Below are 15,693 nucleotides of genomic sequence, written 5' to 3'. Positions count from 1 at the left end.
GGAAAAGACCATGGGTCATAAAGTTCATCCGATTGGTATCCGCCTCGGCATTTCCAAGGACTGGAACTCCAAGTGGTACGCCAACAAGGCCGAGTTCGCTGGTTACCTGGCAGCCGACCTGAAAGTGCGCGAAATGCTGCGCAAGAAGCTGGCTCAGGCCGGCATCAGCAAGATCCTGATCGAGCGTCCGGCCAAGACCGCTCGCGTGACGATCCACACCGCCCGTCCGGGCGTGGTGATCGGCAAGCGCGGTGAGGACATCGAGAAGCTGCGCAAGGAAGTGAGCGAGATGATGGGCGTCCCGGCGCACATCAACGTCACCGAAGTGCGCAAGCCGGAACTGGACGCGCAGCTCGTTGCCGAGTCGATCGCCCAGCAGCTGGAGCGTCGCATCATGTTCCGCCGTGCAATGAAGCGCTCGGTCGGCAACGCGATGCGCCTGGGTGCCCTGGGCATCAAGGTCAACGTCGGTGGCCGCCTCAACGGTGCAGAAATTGCCCGTTCGGAGTGGTACCGCGAAGGCCGCGTGCCGCTGCACACCCTGCGTGCCGACATCGACTATGGCTTCGCTGAAGCCAAGACGACCTACGGCATCATCGGCATCAAGGTCTGGATCTACAAGGGCGAGGTCTTCGATTTCTCCCAGGTTGGCCAGGAAAAGCAGGACGACACCCCGTCGCGCAACGATCGTCACGATCGCGGCGACCGTGGTGACCGTCAGCGCCCGGCCCGTGAAGCGAGGTAACGACAATGTTGCAACCCAAGCGAACCAAGTACCGCAAGGTACACAAGGGCCGTAACGATGGCCTGAGCTGGAGCGCCAACGCTGTCAGCTTCGGCGAATACGGCCTGAAGGCAACCGCACACGGTCAGCTGACCGCGCGTCAGATCGAAGCGGCCCGCCGCTCGATCAGCCGCTACGTCAAGCGCGGCGGCAAGATGTGGATCCGCGTGTTCCCCGACAAGCCCATCACCAAGAAGCCCATCGAAGTCCGAATGGGTTCTGGTAAGGGCAACGTGGAATACTGGGTGGCCCAGATCCAGCCCGGCCGCATGATCTATGAAATCGAGGGTGTTTCCGAGGAAGTGGCTCGCGAGGCGTTCCGCCTGGCCGCCGCCAAGCTCTCGGTCACCACCACTTTCGTGACCCGTACGGTGCGCTGATGGATATCAAAACTCTCCGTGAAAAGTCGGCTGACGAACTCAAGGCCCACCTGATCGACCTGCGTAAGGAACAGTTCTCTGTCCGTATGCAGCAGGTCACCGGCCAGCTGCCGAAGACCCACGACATTCGCCGGGTCCGTCGCGAGATTGCTCGCGTCAAGACCCTGCTCGGCAGCACGAAGTAAGGATGGCCGCTATGAGCGACAATACTGAAAAGAAGACGCTGCGCACGGTCGAAGGCCGTGTCGTCAGCAACAAGATGGACAAGACGGTTACCGTCCTGGTTGAGCGTCAGGTCAAGCACGCGCTGTACGGCAAGTACATCAAGCGCTCGACCAAGCTGCACGCCCACGATGCCGACAACGCCTGCAAGGAAGGCGATGTCGTCCGCGTGACCGAGATTGCTCCGATGTCCAAGACCAAGAACTGGCGCGTGGTGGAAGTCATCACGCGTGCGGCTGAATAAGGAGTCTGAATCATGATCCAGATGCAGAGCTACCTTGACGTCGCGGACAATTCGGGTGCCAAGCAGGTGATGTGCTTCAAGGTGCTGGGTGGTTCCAAGCGCCGTTACGCCGGCATCGGCGACATCATCAAGGTCACCGTGAAGGATGCGATTCCGCGCGGCAAGGTCAAGAAGGGTGAAGTGTATGACGCCGTCGTGGTGCGTACCCGCAAGGGTGTGCGTCGCGCCGACGGCTCGCTGATCCGCTTCGACGGCAACGCTGCCGTTCTGCTGAACAGCAAGCAGGAGCCGATCGGTACCCGTATCTTCGGGCCGGTGACCCGTGAACTTCGTTCGGAGAAGTTCATGAAGATCGTCTCGCTCGCTCCCGAAGTGCTGTGAGCGACAGGAGATAATCATGGCTAACCGTATCAAGAAGGGCGACCAGGTTGTCGTCAACGCTGGCAAGGACAAGGGCAAGCAGGGCGAAGTCGTCCGCGTCGATGGCGACCGTGTGGTCGTCGCCAACGTGAACATCGTCAAGCGCCACACCAAGCCGAACCCGCAGGCAGGTGTTGCCGGCGGCGTGGTCGAGCGCGAAGCTTCGATCCATATCTCCAACGTGAATGTTCTGAACCCGGCTTCGGGCAAGGGCGAACGCGTTGGCTTCAAGGTGCTGGAGGATGGACGCAAACTGCGTGTGTTCCGCTCCAGCGGTGAGGCGCTCGACGCCTGAGGAATGAGAAGATGAGTTCCCGTCTCGAAAAGTTCTACAAGGACGAAGTGGTGCCGGCGCTGATGAAGCAGTTCGGCTACACCAATCCGATGGAAGTGCCGAAGCTGGTCAAGGTCACCCTGAACATGGGTGTCGGCGAAGCGGCCACCAACAAGAAGATCCTGGAAAACGCCGTCGGCGACATGACCAAGATTTCCGGCCAGAAGCCGGTTGTCACCAAGTCGCGTGTGTCGGTTGCGTCGTTCAAGATCCGCGATGGTTGGCCGATCGGCTGCAAGACCACGCTGCGTCGCCACAAGATGTACGAGTTCCTGGATCGCCTGATCAACATCTCGCTGCCGCGCGTGCGCGACTTCCGTGGTGTTTCCGGTCGTTCCTTCGACGGCCGCGGCAACTTCAACATGGGTGTGAAGGAGCAGATCATCTTCCCGGAAATCGACTTCGACGCCGTCGACGCGATCCGCGGTATGGATATCGCCATCACCACCACTGCGAAGACCGACGCGGAAGCGAAGGCGCTGCTGGCAGCGTTCAAGTTCCCGTTCCGTAACTGATCTGTCGAGGAAACCGAAATGGCAAAGACCTCCATGGTCAACCGCGACATCAAGCGGGAAAAGCTGGCAAAGAAGTACGCTGAAAAGCGTGCGGCTCTGAAGAAGATCGTGTCCTCCGTGGACGCGACCTACGAAGAGAAGATCGACGCCGCAACCAAGCTGGCCAAGCTGCCGCGCGATTCGTCGCCGAGCCGCCAGCGCAACCGTTGCGAGCTGTCGGGTCGTCCGCGTGGCGTCTACAGCAAGTTCGGCCTGGGCCGTAACAAGCTGCGTGAAGCCACCATGCGTGGCGACGTCCCGGGTCTGCGCAAGGCCAGCTGGTAATCCCAGCCGGCCCTGCGATCAGGAGCCCCTTCGGGGGTTCCTGAACCGGGCAGGGGAGGCATTCAGCTTTCCCGACGCAAAAAAACCGAAGAGCCCGGCGCAAGCCGGGCTCTTTTGGCGTATACTCCCGCGTCTTGCCCTGCGCAAACGGGGTCGTAGGAGTGGGCTTCCGGCCCGCTGCATCAAGGGACCTGGCCCGTTTCCAGGAGACAACAGATTTTCGCGAAAGCGGATATCGGTGCACTCAAAGGTACTCATATGAGCATGACTGATCCCATCGCCGACCTGCTGGTCCGCATCAAGAATGCGGCCGCGGTAGGCAAGCAGACGGTGAAGGCCCCGTCGTCCAAGATCAAGGTTGCGATCGCCCAGGTCCTGAAGGACGAGGGTTACATCACCGACCTGCGCGTGACCCAGCTGGAAAACAACAAGTCCGAGCTGGAAATCGTGCTGAAGTATTTCGAAGGCAAGCCGGTCATCGCGACCCTGAAGCGCTTCTCGCGTTCGGGCCTGCGCCAGTACCGCGGCAAGAGCGAGCTGCCGAAGGTCATGAACGGCCTGGGTATCTCCATCATTTCCACCTCCAAGGGCATCATGACTGATGCGCAGGCGCGCCAGCTGGGCGTCGGCGGCGAAGTCCTGTGCTTCGTGGCCTAAGGCGAAAGGAGTAGAACTATGTCCCGCGTAGCCAAGAAGCCGATTACCCTGGGTAAGGTTGAACTGAACGTCCAGTCGGACAGCGTCACCGCCAAGGGCCCGAAGGGTACCCTGTCGCTGGCCAAGCCGGCCGGTATTGCCATCAACGTCGACAACGGCGTTGCCACCCTGAGCACCGAGAACGCCGAGCTGGTCGCACTGACCGGTACCGTGCGTGCGATCCTGTCCAACATGGTCAAGGGCGTGTCCGAAGGCTTCGAGCGCAAGCTGGAGCTGGTCGGCGTGGGTTACCGCGCTGCCATGCAGGGCAAGGACCTGAGCCTGTCCCTGGGCTTCTCGCACCCGGTCGTGTTCGTGGCGCCGGAAGGCATCACCATCACCACTCCGACCCAGACCGAGATCCTGGTCCAGGGCGCTGACAAGCAGGTCGTCGGTGAAGTTGCCGCCAAGATCCGTGCGTTCCGCAAGCCGGAGCCGTACAAGGGCAAGGGCGTGAAGTACTCCGACGAAGTCATCATCCGTAAGGAAGCCAAGAAGGCATAAGCGCGAGTCCCTCGCAAGAGCCCGCACATCCCTGTGCGGACTTCTCAGGGAAAAGCTCTTCCTTCAGCTTTCAAGGAATAATCAAAATGAACAAGAACATCGCCCGCCTGCGTCGCGCCAAGTCGACCCGCGCCCACATCCGTGAGCTCGGCGTCGCCCGCCTGTCGGTGCTGCGCACCGGCCAGCACCTGTACGCCCAGGTCTTCACCGCCGACGGTTCCAAGGTGCTGGCTGCCGCCAACACCACCCAGACCGACGTCAAGGAAGGCCTGAAGAACGGCAAGAACGCCGACGCCGCCGCCAAGGTCGGCCGTATCGTCGCTGAGCGCGCCAAGGCCGCCGGCGTCGAGAAGGTTGCCTTCGATCGTTCGGGCTACCGCTACCACGGCCGCATCAAGGCCCTGGCAGAAGCCGCCCGCGAAGCCGGCCTGCAGTTCTAAGGGATAAGGGCAGGGGACCTGTGGTCTCCTGCCCGCCTGCTCGCCCGCCTGAGTGAGGCGGGACGGCGCCACTCTTCTGCAGTGGTTCACCGGAACAACGCGACATTCCACAACCATAAGCGGCCTCGAGCCGTACATACCCAAACAACCAAGGAATCAACATGGCAGAAGAGCGTCAGCAGCGGGGTCGCGATCGCGACCGTAACCGCGAAGAGAAGATCGACGACGGCATGATCGAAAAGCTGGTCGCGGTCAACCGCGTCAGCAAGACCGTCAAGGGTGGCCGCCAGTTCACCTTCACCGCCCTGACCGTTGTCGGCGACGGCGAAGGCAAGGTCGGTTTCGGTTATGGCAAGGCCCGCGAAGTGCCGGTCGCCATCCAGAAGTCGATGGAACAGGCCCGCAAGAACCTGGTCAGCGTTGACCTGAACAACGGCACCCTGTGGCACACCATCAAGGATGGTCACGGCGCAGCCCGCGTGTTCATGCAGCCGGCTTCGGAAGGTACCGGTGTGATCGCCGGCGGTGCCATGCGCGCCGTGCTGGAAGCCGTTGGCGTGAAGAACGTGCTGGCCAAGGCCACCGGTTCGCGCAACCCGATCAACCTGGTGCGTGCCACCGTGAAGGGCCTGTCTGCTGCGCAGTCGCCGGCCCGCATCGCGGCCAAGCGCGGCAAGAAGGTGGAGGAACTCAACCATGGCTAATGAGTCCAACAAGACTGTCAAGGTCCGCCTGGTGCGTGGCCTGCGTGGCACCCAGTCGCGTCACCGCCTGTCGGTGCGTGCCCTGGGCCTGAACAAGCTCAACGATGTGCGTGAACTGAAGGACAGCCCGCAGGTGCGCGGCCTGATCAACAAGGTTCAGTACCTCGTCCAGGTTGAGGAGTAATCGACCATGACTCTGCGTCTCAATGAACTGAGCCCGGCACCGGGCGCCCGCACCGAGCGTACCCGCGTCGGTCGCGGTATCGGCTCGGGCCTGGGCAAGACTGCCGGCCGCGGCCACAAGGGTTCGTTCGCCCGCAAGGGTGGCGGCAAGATCAAGGCTGGCTTCGAAGGCGGCCAGACCCCCATGCAGCGTCGTCTGCCGAAGATCGGCTTCCGTTCGCCGATCGCCAAGGACACCGCTGAAGTGCTGCTGTACGCGCTGGACAAGCTGCCGGCCGGTGAGATCGACTTCGCCGCCCTGCGTGCTGCCAAGCTGGTCCCGAGCACTGCCAAGAAGGCCAAGGTCGTCGTCAAGGGCGAAGTGACCAAGGCGTTCACCCTGAAGGGTATTGCTGCCACGGCTGGTGCCAAGGCCGCGATCGAAGCTGCCGGCGGCAGCGTAACGGAGTAAGAAAATCATGGCGCAAGCTGGCATCGGTAACCTCGCGGGCGGAATGGGCAAGTTCACTGAACTTCGCCAACGTTTGCTGTTCGTCGTCGGGGCTTTGATCGTCTATCGCATCGGCTGCTACGTGCCGGTGCCGGGCGTCAATCCCGATGCCATGCTTGCCATGATGCAACAGCAGGGCGGCGGCATCGTGGACATGTTCAACATGTTCTCGGGCGGCGCCCTGCACCGTTTCAGCATCTTCGCGCTGAACGTGATGCCGTACATCTCGGCATCGATCGTGATGCAGCTGGCCGTGCACATCTTCCCCGCCCTGAAGGCGATGCAGAAGGAAGGTGAGTCCGGCCGCCGCAAGATCACCCAGTATTCGCGCATCGGCGCCGTGCTGCTGGCAGTGGTGCAGGGCGGCTCGATCGCGCTGGCCCTGCAGGGCCAGGTCTCGCCGTCGGGCGCACCGGTCGTGTACGCACCGGGCATGGGCTTCGTGCTCACCGCCGTGGTCGCGCTGACCGCCGGCACCATGTTCCTGATGTGGGTCGGTGAGCAGGTCACCGAGCGCGGCATCGGCAACGGCGTGTCGCTGATCATCTTCGCCGGTATCGTCGCCGGCCTGCCGGGTGCGGTCATCCACACCTTCGACGCCTACCGCGACGGCAACATCCAGTTCATCCAGCTGCTGCTGATCGCCATCGTCGTGCTCGCCTTCACCTTCTTCGTGGTGTTCGTCGAGCGTGGCCAGCGCCGGATCACGGTCAACTACGCGCGCCGCCAGGGCGGTCGCAACGCGTACATGAACCAGACCTCGTTCCTGCCGCTGAAGCTCAACATGGCCGGCGTCATCCCGGCGATCTTCGCCTCGAGCCTGCTGGCCTTCCCGGCCACCCTGGCCATGTGGTCCGGCCAGGCGGCCAACCAGAGCAGCTTCGGCCAGGTTCTGCAGAAGGTCGCCAATGCCCTGGGCCCGGGCGAACCGCTGCACATGATCGTGTTCGCCGCACTGATCACCGGCTTTGCGTTCTTCTACACCGCGCTGGTGTTCAACTCGCAGGAAACCGCCGACAACCTGAAGAAGTCCGGCGCGCTGATTCCGGGCATCCGTCCGGGCAAGGCCACCGCCGACTACATCGACGGCGTGCTGACCCGCCTGACCGCAGCGGGTTCGGCCTACCTGGTGATTGTCTGCCTGCTGCCGGAACTGATGCGCACGCAGCTGAACGCCTCGTTCTACTTCGGCGGTACTTCGCTGCTGATCGTGGTGGTGGTGGTGATGGACTTCATCGCCCAGGTGCAGGCGCACCTGATGTCCCACCAGTACGAGAGCCTGCTGAAGAAGGCCAACCTGAAGGGCGGCAACCGCGGCGGTTTTGCCCGCGGCTGATTGGCCTGTTATACTTTCGTCTTCCTGACGTGATGGTCCCTCCGCTTCGCGGACTCCGGCCACACAAACGAAGGGCGGCCCCCGCAGCGGTTCCGGGTGGGGGTGTGATGAGGTGGTCCCGCGCTGGAGTAGCGTGGGCGGCCCCGGGGGAACCCCAGGTCCAACCCCATCCGGCGCCGGAGCCTGGGCACACTCCCCAGGCCGGGTTCATGAAACCAATGGTTTCACGGGCTTCCATGTAAACCGGAACCTTGTTAGTATCGCTAGTTCACTTTTTTGATCCATCCTGCCGGATTGGCGTGCCCGAGGCGCGCTGTCGGCCATCACTCAGCTGGAGAACCGCGTCATGGCGCGTATTGCAGGCGTCAACCTGCCAGCCCAGAAGCACGTCTGGGTCGGGTTGCAAAGCATTTACGGCATCGGCCGTACCCGTTCGAAGAAGGTCTGCGAAGTCGCAGGCGTTGCTTCGACCACCAAGATCCGCGATCTGTCGGAGCCGGAAATCGAGCGCCTGCGCGCCGAAGTCGGCAAGTACATCGTGGAAGGCGATCTGCGCCGTGAAATCGGCATCGCGATCAAGCGCCTGATGGACCTGGGCTGCTACCGCGGCCTGCGTCACCGTCGTGGCCTCCCGCTGCGTGGCCAGCGCACCCGTACCAACGCCCGCACCCGCAAGGGTCCGCGCAAGGCGATCAAGAAGTAAGGGACTGAGAAATGGCTAAGCCCGCTGCTAAGACCAAGAAGAAGATCAAGCGCGTCGTCACCGACGGCGTTGCCCACGTCCACGCTTCGTTCAACAACACCATCGTCACCATCACCGACCGCCAGGGCAACGCTCTGTCGTGGGCGACCTCCGGTGGCGCTGGCTTCCGCGGTTCGCGCAAGTCGACCCCGTTCGCTGCCCAGGTGGCTGCTGAAAAGGCCGGTCGCGCTGCGCTGGACTACGGCGTGAAGTCGCTGGAAGTCCGCATCAAGGGCCCGGGTCCGGGCCGTGAGTCGGCCGTGCGTTCGTTGAACAACGTCGGCTACAAGATCACCAACATCATCGACGTGACGCCTATCCCGCACAACGGGTGCCGTCCGCCGAAGAAGCGTCGCGTCTAAAGGGAGCGATAAGAAATGGCTCGTTATATCGGTCCTACCTGTAAGCTCGCCCGTCGCGAAGGCGCCGACCTGTCCCTGAAGAGCCCGGCGCGTGCGCTGGACTCCAAGTGCAAGCTGGAGCAGAAGCCCGGCCAGCACGGCGCCACTGCCCGCAAGGGCAAGCTGTCCGACTACGCTACCCAGCTGCGTGAAAAGCAGAAGGTCAAGCGTATCTACGGCCTGCTGGAGCGTCAGTTCCGCAACTACTACAAGAAGGCCTCGACCAAGAAGGGCAACACCGGCGAGAACCTGCTGCAGCTGCTGGAAACCCGCCTGGACAACGTCGTCTACCGCATGGGCTTCGCCGTGACCCGTCCGGCTGCCCGTCAGCTGGTGTCGCACCGCGGCGTCACCGTGAATGGCAAGTCGGTCAACCTGGCTTCGTACCAGGTCAAGGCTGGCGACGCCATCGCCCTGTCTGAAAAGGCTGCCAAGCAGCTGCGCGTCCAGGAAGCCCTGACCGTCGCCGCCCAGCATGACCTGAGCCCGTCGTGGGTTGAAGTGGATTCCGGCAAGTTCACCGGTATCTTCAAGGCTGTTCCGGATCGTTCGGATCTGCCTGCGGACATCAACGAAGCGCTGATCGTCGAGCTGTATTCGAAGTAATTCACATTGGAGAGCCCCCGGCGACGGCCGGGGGTTCACTAGGAGAACCCGCAACATGACGGTTACCGCCAACCAGGTTCTGCGTCCTCGCGGTCCGCAGATCGAACGCCTTACCGACACCCGTGCAAAGGTCGTTATCGAACCTTTGGAGCGGGGTTACGGGCATACGCTGGGTAATGCCCTGCGTCGCGTGCTGCTGTCGTCCATCCCGGGCTTCGCCATCACGGAAGTCGAAATCGACGGCGTGTTGCATGAGTACACCACGGTCGAAGGTCTGCAGGAGGACGTGCTCGAAGTCCTGCTGAACCTCAAGGACGTGGCCATCCGTATGCACTCCGGCGACAGTGCCACCCTGTCCCTGTCCAAGCAGGGCCCGGGCGTTGTCACCGCTGCCGACATCAAGGTCGACCACAATGTGGAGATCCTGAACGGCGACCATGTGATCTGCCACCTGACCAAGGACACGGCAGTCAACATGCGTCTGAAGATCGAACGTGGTTTCGGCTACCAGCCGGCTGCCGCGCGTCGTCGTCCGGACGAAGAAACCCGTGCCATCGGCCGCCTGGTCCTGGATGCCTCGTTCTCGCCGGTCCGCCGCGTCGCCTATGCCGTGGAAGCGGCCCGCGTCGAACAGCGTACCGACCTGGACAAGCTGGTCATCGATATCGAGACCAACGGCACCATCGATGCCGAGGAAGCCGTGCGCACCGCCGCCGACATCCTCAGCGACCAGCTGTCGGTGTTCGGTGACTTCACCCACCGCGACCGCGGTGCGGCCAAGCCGGCCAACAACGGCGTGGATCCGGTGCTGCTGCGCCCGATCGACGATCTGGAGCTGACCGTGCGTTCGGCCAACTGCCTGAAGGCTGAAAGCATCTACTACATCGGCGATCTGATCCAGAAGACCGAAGTGGAGCTGCTGAAGACCCCGAACCTGGGCAAGAAGTCGCTCACCGAGATCAAGGAAGTGCTGGCTCAGCGCGGCCTGTCGCTCGGCATGAAGCTGGAGAACTGGCCGCCGGCCGGCGTCGCCAGCCACGGCATGCTGGGCTGATATCGGTAATGCCTGAGGGCTCCACCGTTCGCGGTGGAGCCTTCAACGCAACACAACATGCCACGACGAACCCAAGGTTCGCGGGCAGGTCGTCCAGGATGGATGGCCAGGACCAACCGCAGTCCGCGCAGCAACGCCAGGATGGCGACAACGATCCACACAGCCTCATCATTAACCAAGGAATATCACCATGCGTCACCAGAAGTCTGGCCGTAAGTTCAGCCGCACCAGCGCCCACCGCGAAGCGATGTTCAAGAACATGGCTGCCTCGCTGTTCAAGCACGAGCTGATCAAGACCACCCTGCCGAAGGCCAAGGAACTGCGCCGCGTTGCCGAGCCGCTGATCACCCTGGCCAAGGTCGACTCCGTCGCCAACCGCCGTCTGGCCTTCGCCCGCCTGCGCGACAACGAAGCCGTGGGCAACCTGTTCACCATCCTGGGCCCGCGCTACGCGAACCGTCCGGGCGGCTACCTGCGCCTGCTGAAGTGCGGCTTCCGCGCCGGCGACAACGCGCCGATGGCCTACGTCGAACTGGTCGACCGTCCGGTTGTGGCCGAGGAAGTGGCCGAGTAATCGGACCGCTCCAACGCGACACAGCGAAAGCCCGGCCTCCGCCGGGCTTTTGCGTTTCTGCGGGGTCGGATCCCGTGCCGCAGGCACGGGCTCTGACCCCATGCAGGCAGTACCGCGGGTCAGAGCCCTTTGCATTCGCAAAGGGATCTGACCCGCACCGTTCCGACAGGCGTCACCTGTAGCGGTTCGAATGGCGCGCACTCTCGGTTACGCTTGGCGCCTGATCCATTCGAGCGTTGACGATGAATCCACTGCGCTGGCCCTTCCGCGCCCAGTTCTTCCTGGGCTTCCTGATCTGCGCGGGCCTGCTTGGCTACGCCATCTTCCTGCAGCTGAAGATGGGCCTGGAGCCGTGTCCGTTGTGCATCTTCCAGCGCCTGGCGTTCGCCGCGCTGGGCCTGCTGTTCCTGATCGGTGCACTGCATGGTCCGTCCAACCGCCCGGGACGCGCGACCTATGGCGTGCTGGCCTTCATTGCCGCGGCAGTAGGTGTCGGCATCGCCGCGCGCCACGTCTACGTGCAGATGCTGCCGCCGGAAATGGGTTCCACCTGTGGCCCGCCGCTGGCCTTCCTGAGTGAGACCATGGGGCCGCTGGAAGTGTTCCGCACGGTGCTGACCGGTACCGGCAACTGCGGCAACATCGACTGGACGTTCCTGGGCCTGACCATGCCGATGTGGTCGGGCGTGTGGTTCGTGCTGCTGGCGCTGTGGGCGCTGGTGGTGTCGCTGCGCAAGGTCAGGCGCTGAAGGCAGGACGGGGTCGGATCCCTTTGCATCGCAAAGGGATCTGACCCCTTTCCCAACCCCATTTCCGGTGCGGGGGCAGAGCCCTTTCCTGCGGAAAGGGATCTGACCCCTGTCTGATCAGAAATCCTGCTGCAGGCTCAGGTAGGCACCGCGGCGTGGTCCCCACTGCGGGGCGAACACACCCACGCCGCCACCGTCGCGCAGCTGGTAGCTGCGGTCCAGCGCGTTGATCACCGCCAGCTGCACATGCAGCGGATGCCCGCTGTCGGCGTTGAAGTCATGCCCGGCGCTGAGGTTCACCTGCAGGTACGACGGCAGCTCGCCGCCGTTGGGCACGCCCTCGATGTCCGAACGCAGGCCGCTGCCGAACACGTAGTTGGCGCCGATCCGGTTGTGCCCGGCGAAGGCGTAGCTGAGGCCACCCGACGACGTCAGCTTCTGGTCGTGGTCGAGGTGGATCCAGTGATCGGCCACATAGGCCAGGGCATCCGGATCGAGGTTGTACTGGCTGGTGATGACCTGGGTGCCGATCGCCTTGTTGTAGGCCGCGTTGAAGTAGGCGCTGAACGGGCCGTTGCTGTAGTCGGCGCTGAACTCCAGGCCGCGGATGTGGCCACGGCGATAGTTGAAGGTCGAGTAGATGTAGGCGGCGCCGAACTGGCCTTCATCCTGCAGGCGCGCGACGCGCCGATCGTAGGCATCCAGGCCGAGCGTCAGGTGCTCGCCCAGTTGCTGTGAGAGACCGATGTCGTAGTAGTCGCTGCGCTCGGCCAGCGGTGTGTTGTTGCCGCCACTGGGTTGCTGGTTGGTGGTGCCGTCGTACAGCGCAATGTCGCTGCTGGCGATCAACTCGCTGGCCGGTGGCGTGAAGTAGCGCGAATAGCCAGCGTGCACGGTGGTGCTGTCGCTGGCATTCCAGACCACGCCCACGCGCGGGCTGAGCTGGCCCTCGCTGCGGCCGAAGGCCCTGTAGCGGTCGCCGCGCAGGCCGTAGTTCACGGTCCAGTCCTCGCCGATCTTCCACTCGTCCTGCACGTACAGTGCCAGCGTGCTGGCGTGGAACGCGCTGCGATCGGCAATCAGCAGCGGCGTGGTGCTGGACTGCTGGCCGTTGTCGTCAACCGGGAAAACCCAGCTGTTGCTGCTGGCCCGCGCGTTCTCGTAGTTGCCGTACAGGCCATAGCGCAGCGTGTGGTCGTTGCCCAGCGGCGTGGAGAAATCGGCCTGCAGGGTGGTGGCGCGATTGCTGCGCAGCACCTGCGAGGCGACGCCACTGAACACCAGGTCACCGATGACATCGGGATTGAAGCCGACATCGCTGTAACGCTGCCCGGCCGAGAGCTGATAGGCGGTGCTGCCCAGCGAGCCCTGCAGTACCAGCATGCCGAAACGGGTGGTCTCGCGCTGGGTTTCATCCAGCTGGCTGGAATCGAAGGTGGAGGTATCGAGATAGCCGAACTGCGGCGCCTGACCTGGATTGACCGGAATCTGGAAGCGGTTGTTGGCGAAGCCGGCAAACACGCTCAGGCGGGTGCTCTCATTGACCAGGTAGGTCAGGTCGGCGAATGCCTTGCCCTGGTGCGTGTCGTCGTGCAACGGCTTGCGCGTGTTGGTGGGATTCTCCAGGCCGACATCGTTCTGATCGTAGTTGCCGGTCAGGAACCAGCTCCAGCGCCCCTGGCTGCCCCACCAGGAGGCATTCGGATTGACCTTGCCGAACGAGCCGGTGGTCAGCCCCGCGCTGCCGCCGTTGCCCAGCTCGGCACCGTTGCGGGTGGTGATGTCGACCACCGCCGCGGTGCGCTCGCCGAACTGTGCCGGCAGCGCGCCGTCCATCAGGCGGATGCTCTTGATGGTGCGCGCGTCCAGGGTCTGGCCGAAGCCGGAGATCGATTCGGGCAGCAGCACGCCGTTGATGCGGTACTGCAGATTGGCGTGGTCGCCACGCACATGCACGCCGCCATAGGAGTCCTGGACCACGCCCGGGGCCTGCAGCAGCACCTGGCTGAGCGGCGCGGAGGCGCCCAACGGCTGTTTCTGGATGTCCTCGGCAGTGATCTGGTACTGGCTGCTGCCGATGTCCGGCGACAGCGTGTTGCGGGCCTGGTCGAGCTGGGCGTGGACGGTGACCGCGTCCAGGTCCTTGACGGACGAAGAGGTGTCGTCGGCTGCCAAGGCGAAGGCGGGCAGGCTGGCCAGGGCCAGGGCGAAGGTGATGCCGGTAGCGAGGGGCGAGGGCTTCATGGCGGATAGGCTGTGGAAGGGGCCAATGGGGATTGAGTGTTACTTCGTAACAGTTCGTGGCGAATCATGCGCCTGTCCGGCTGGCCTTGGGCATGCGGCTTTTGGCCGATCGCGATGCCCTTTCCCCGGCGTTCAGTCATGTGCAGACGGCGTTCGACCCTTTGCGACAGCGGTCGGCTCTGCGACCATGAACGTCCCCCACCTCCGGAAGTCTGCAATGAGTCTGTCAGCCGTTTCGCCTGTCCCCGATCCTGCCGCGACCGCTGCTGGCGCTGGCTGGTCGCCGGAGAGCTGGCGTGGCAAGACCGCGCTGCAGATGCCGACCTATCCAGACCCGGTGGCGCTGGACGCGGCCCTGCACGAGCTGAAGCGGCTGCCGCCGCTGGTCACCTCATGGGAGATCCTGGCGCTGAAGCAGCAGCTGGCCGAGGCCCAGGAGGGCAAGCGCTTCCTGCTGCAGGGGGGCGACTGCGCCGAGAATTTCAGCGACTGCGAATCGGGCACCATCTCCAACCGCCTGAAGGTGCTGCTGCAGATGAGCCTGGTGCTGGTGCACGGCCTGCGCCAGCCGGTGATCCGCGTCGGCCGCTTCGCCGGCCAGTACGCCAAGCCCCGCTCGGCCGATACCGAGACCCGCGACGGCGTGACCCTGCCCAGCTACCGCGGCGATGTGATCAACGCGCCGGCCTTCACCGAAGCAGCACGCCTGCCGGACCCGAAGCGGATGCTGCAGGCCCACGCGCATTCGGCGATGACGATGAACTTCGTGCGCGCGCTGATCGACGGTGGTTTCGCCGACCTGCACCACCCCGAATACTGGAACCTGGAGTGGGTAAGCCACTCGCCGCTGGCCGCCGAGTACCAGAAGATGGTGGCCTCGATCGGCGACGCGGTGCACTTCATGGAGACCCTGGCTGGGGCTCGCGTGCACAACCTCAACCGCATCGATTTCTACACCTCGCACGAAGCGCTGCTGCTGCCCTACGAGCAGGCGCTGACCCGGCAGGTGCCGCGCCAGCAGGGCTGGTTGAACCTGAGCACGCATTACCCGTGGATCGGCATGCGCACCGCCGCGCTCGATGGCGCGCACGTGGAATACCTGCGTGGCGTGCGCAACCCGATCGCGATCAAGGTCGGCCCGTCGGTGACGCCGGACCAGCTGTTGCGCCTGATCGACGTGCTCAACCCGCATGACGAGCCGGGCCGCCTGAGCTTCATCCACCGCATGGGCGCCGCGCAGATTGCCGAGAAGCTGCCGCCGCTGCTGGACGCGGTCAAGCGCGATGGTCGTCGGGTGCTGTGGGTGTGCGATGCGATGCATGGCAACACCGAGAGCACCGCCAACGGGTTCAAGACGCGCCGCTTCGACAACGTGCGTGGCGAAGTGGAGATGTCGTTCGACCTGCATGCCGCGGCAGGCACGCGCCTGGGTGGCGTGCACCTGGAACTGACCGGCGAGGACGTGACCGAATGCACCGGTGGCGCGCGCGAGCTGACCGAGCGTGACCTGGAGCGTGCGTATCGTTCGACGGTGGATCCGCGGTTGAATTACGAGCAGTCGCTGGAGATCGCGATGGCGATCGTGCGCAAGCAGGAACAAGTGCGGTAAGGGTTTTTCGGCAGGGCTTGCAGCCCTGCACCTGCTGCAATCAACGGCAACGGCAAAAGCAAAAGCCGATGCGGCATTCCGTGGGATGGCGGGGCGGTGTGGGTGGTCAGGACACGCCGTAAACCCATCCTTGGGGGC

Annotated in this window: 23 protein-coding genes; 22 read left to right on the top strand and 1 reads right to left on the bottom strand. The window is 63.7% G+C overall.

The window, feature by feature from the left end; translation table 11 throughout:
- Window positions 1–10 precede the first annotated feature (10 nt).
- The 21 genes from rpsC to QRO91_RS07335 all read left to right on the top strand — a co-directional run bounded on the left by rpsC (window position 11) and on the right by QRO91_RS07335 (window position 11,702).
- Complete coding sequence (rpsC, locus tag QRO91_RS07435) at window positions 11–745, top strand: 30S ribosomal protein S3 (RefSeq protein WP_004145350.1); 735 nt, start codon at window positions 11–13, stop codon at window positions 743–745.
- Window positions 746–750: 5 nt separating this feature from the next.
- On the top strand, window positions 751–1,164 hold the full coding sequence (gene rplP, locus QRO91_RS07430; protein ID WP_004154486.1) for a 50S ribosomal protein L16: 414 nt from the start codon (window positions 751–753) through the stop codon (window positions 1,162–1,164).
- Window positions 1,164–1,349, top strand: a complete 186-nt coding sequence (rpmC, locus tag QRO91_RS07425) for a 50S ribosomal protein L29 (RefSeq protein ID WP_004154487.1) — start codon at window positions 1,164–1,166, stop codon at window positions 1,347–1,349. The genes rplP and rpmC overlap by 1 nt, the downstream gene beginning before the upstream one ends.
- A gap of 11 nt (window positions 1,350–1,360) precedes the next feature.
- The gene (rpsQ, locus tag QRO91_RS07420; RefSeq protein ID WP_004154489.1) at window positions 1,361–1,630 is read left to right on the top strand and encodes a 30S ribosomal protein S17; all 270 of its coding nucleotides are present in this window, start codon (window positions 1,361–1,363) and stop codon (window positions 1,628–1,630) included.
- Between the two features lie 12 nt (window positions 1,631–1,642).
- Window positions 1,643–2,011: a 50S ribosomal protein L14 gene (rplN, locus tag QRO91_RS07415; protein WP_004145357.1), complete on the top strand. Its 369-nt coding sequence runs from the start codon at window positions 1,643–1,645 to the stop codon at window positions 2,009–2,011.
- A 16-nt stretch (window positions 2,012–2,027) separates the two neighbouring features.
- Window positions 2,028–2,345 carry a 50S ribosomal protein L24 gene (gene rplX, locus QRO91_RS07410; RefSeq protein WP_004154490.1) on the top strand — a complete coding sequence of 106 codons (318 nt, stop codon included), beginning with the start codon at window positions 2,028–2,030 and terminating at the stop codon, window positions 2,343–2,345.
- Between the two features lie 11 nt (window positions 2,346–2,356).
- Window positions 2,357–2,899: a 50S ribosomal protein L5 gene (gene rplE / locus QRO91_RS07405; protein WP_004154491.1), complete on the top strand. Its 543-nt coding sequence runs from the start codon at window positions 2,357–2,359 to the stop codon at window positions 2,897–2,899.
- 18 nt (window positions 2,900–2,917) lie between these two features.
- Window positions 2,918–3,223: a 30S ribosomal protein S14 gene (gene rpsN, locus QRO91_RS07400; protein WP_005408209.1), complete on the top strand. Its 306-nt coding sequence runs from the start codon at window positions 2,918–2,920 to the stop codon at window positions 3,221–3,223.
- A gap of 258 nt (window positions 3,224–3,481) precedes the next feature.
- Window positions 3,482–3,880, top strand: a complete 399-nt coding sequence (gene rpsH, locus QRO91_RS07395; protein ID WP_005408210.1) for a 30S ribosomal protein S8 — start codon at window positions 3,482–3,484, stop codon at window positions 3,878–3,880.
- An 18-nt stretch (window positions 3,881–3,898) separates the two neighbouring features.
- Window positions 3,899–4,423, top strand: coding sequence for a 50S ribosomal protein L6 (rplF, locus tag QRO91_RS07390; protein WP_014646052.1), 525 nt, complete (start codon window positions 3,899–3,901; stop codon window positions 4,421–4,423).
- A gap of 80 nt (window positions 4,424–4,503) precedes the next feature.
- Window positions 4,504–4,863: a 50S ribosomal protein L18 gene (gene rplR / locus QRO91_RS07385; RefSeq protein WP_169411773.1), complete on the top strand. Its 360-nt coding sequence runs from the start codon at window positions 4,504–4,506 to the stop codon at window positions 4,861–4,863.
- Between the two features lie 161 nt (window positions 4,864–5,024).
- A complete protein-coding gene (gene rpsE / locus QRO91_RS07380; protein WP_005408213.1) occupies window positions 5,025–5,567 on the top strand; it encodes a 30S ribosomal protein S5 in 543 nt (180 codons plus the stop codon).
- Entirely contained in the window at window positions 5,560–5,751 is a 192-nt protein-coding gene (gene rpmD, locus QRO91_RS07375) for a 50S ribosomal protein L30 (RefSeq protein WP_005408214.1), read from the top strand. The genes rpsE and rpmD overlap by 8 nt, the downstream gene beginning before the upstream one ends.
- 6 nt (window positions 5,752–5,757) lie before the next feature.
- Window positions 5,758–6,201 (top strand): 50S ribosomal protein L15, encoded by a 444-nt coding sequence (rplO, locus tag QRO91_RS07370; protein ID WP_004154498.1) that lies wholly within the window; start codon window positions 5,758–5,760, stop codon window positions 6,199–6,201.
- Window positions 6,202–6,208: 7 nt separating this feature from the next.
- Window positions 6,209–7,576: a preprotein translocase subunit SecY gene (secY, locus tag QRO91_RS07365; RefSeq protein WP_005415420.1), complete on the top strand. Its 1,368-nt coding sequence runs from the start codon at window positions 6,209–6,211 to the stop codon at window positions 7,574–7,576.
- Window positions 7,577–7,922: 346 nt separating this feature from the next.
- On the top strand, window positions 7,923–8,279 hold the full coding sequence (gene rpsM, locus QRO91_RS07360; RefSeq protein WP_004154500.1) for a 30S ribosomal protein S13: 357 nt from the start codon (window positions 7,923–7,925) through the stop codon (window positions 8,277–8,279).
- Between the two features lie 11 nt (window positions 8,280–8,290).
- Complete coding sequence (gene rpsK, locus QRO91_RS07355) at window positions 8,291–8,680, top strand: 30S ribosomal protein S11 (protein ID WP_004145443.1); 390 nt, start codon at window positions 8,291–8,293, stop codon at window positions 8,678–8,680.
- Between the two features lie 15 nt (window positions 8,681–8,695).
- Window positions 8,696–9,325: a 30S ribosomal protein S4 gene (rpsD, locus tag QRO91_RS07350; protein WP_004145446.1), complete on the top strand. Its 630-nt coding sequence runs from the start codon at window positions 8,696–8,698 to the stop codon at window positions 9,323–9,325.
- 55 nt (window positions 9,326–9,380) lie between these two features.
- Window positions 9,381–10,379, top strand: a complete 999-nt coding sequence (locus QRO91_RS07345; protein WP_004145453.1) for a DNA-directed RNA polymerase subunit alpha — start codon at window positions 9,381–9,383, stop codon at window positions 10,377–10,379.
- A 190-nt stretch (window positions 10,380–10,569) separates the two neighbouring features.
- Window positions 10,570–10,953 (top strand): 50S ribosomal protein L17, encoded by a 384-nt coding sequence (gene rplQ, locus QRO91_RS07340; RefSeq protein WP_005408217.1) that lies wholly within the window; start codon window positions 10,570–10,572, stop codon window positions 10,951–10,953.
- Between the two features lie 242 nt (window positions 10,954–11,195).
- Window positions 11,196–11,702, top strand: coding sequence for a disulfide bond formation protein B (locus QRO91_RS07335; protein ID WP_049432774.1), 507 nt, complete (start codon window positions 11,196–11,198; stop codon window positions 11,700–11,702).
- 117 nt (window positions 11,703–11,819) lie between these two features.
- On the opposite strand, the gene QRO91_RS07330 is transcribed toward QRO91_RS07335, so the two are convergent.
- Window positions 11,820–13,946 carry a TonB-dependent receptor gene (locus QRO91_RS07330; RefSeq protein WP_049432772.1) on the bottom strand — a complete coding sequence of 709 codons (2,127 nt, stop codon included), beginning with the start codon at window positions 13,944–13,946 and terminating at the stop codon, window positions 11,820–11,822.
- 217 nt (window positions 13,947–14,163) lie between these two features.
- Between QRO91_RS07330 and QRO91_RS07325 the strand changes: the two genes are divergently transcribed.
- Window positions 14,164–15,555 carry a class II 3-deoxy-7-phosphoheptulonate synthase gene (locus QRO91_RS07325; RefSeq protein ID WP_049432769.1) on the top strand — a complete coding sequence of 464 codons (1,392 nt, stop codon included), beginning with the start codon at window positions 14,164–14,166 and terminating at the stop codon, window positions 15,553–15,555.
- Window positions 15,556–15,693: the final 138 nt, after the last annotated feature.

It is taken from the genome of Stenotrophomonas maltophilia group sp. Smal32, assembly GCF_030237085.1.
GTDB lineage: Bacteria > Pseudomonadota > Gammaproteobacteria > Xanthomonadales > Xanthomonadaceae > Stenotrophomonas > Stenotrophomonas maltophilia_Q.
This window is presented reverse-complemented; position numbering and strand designations above follow the sequence as displayed.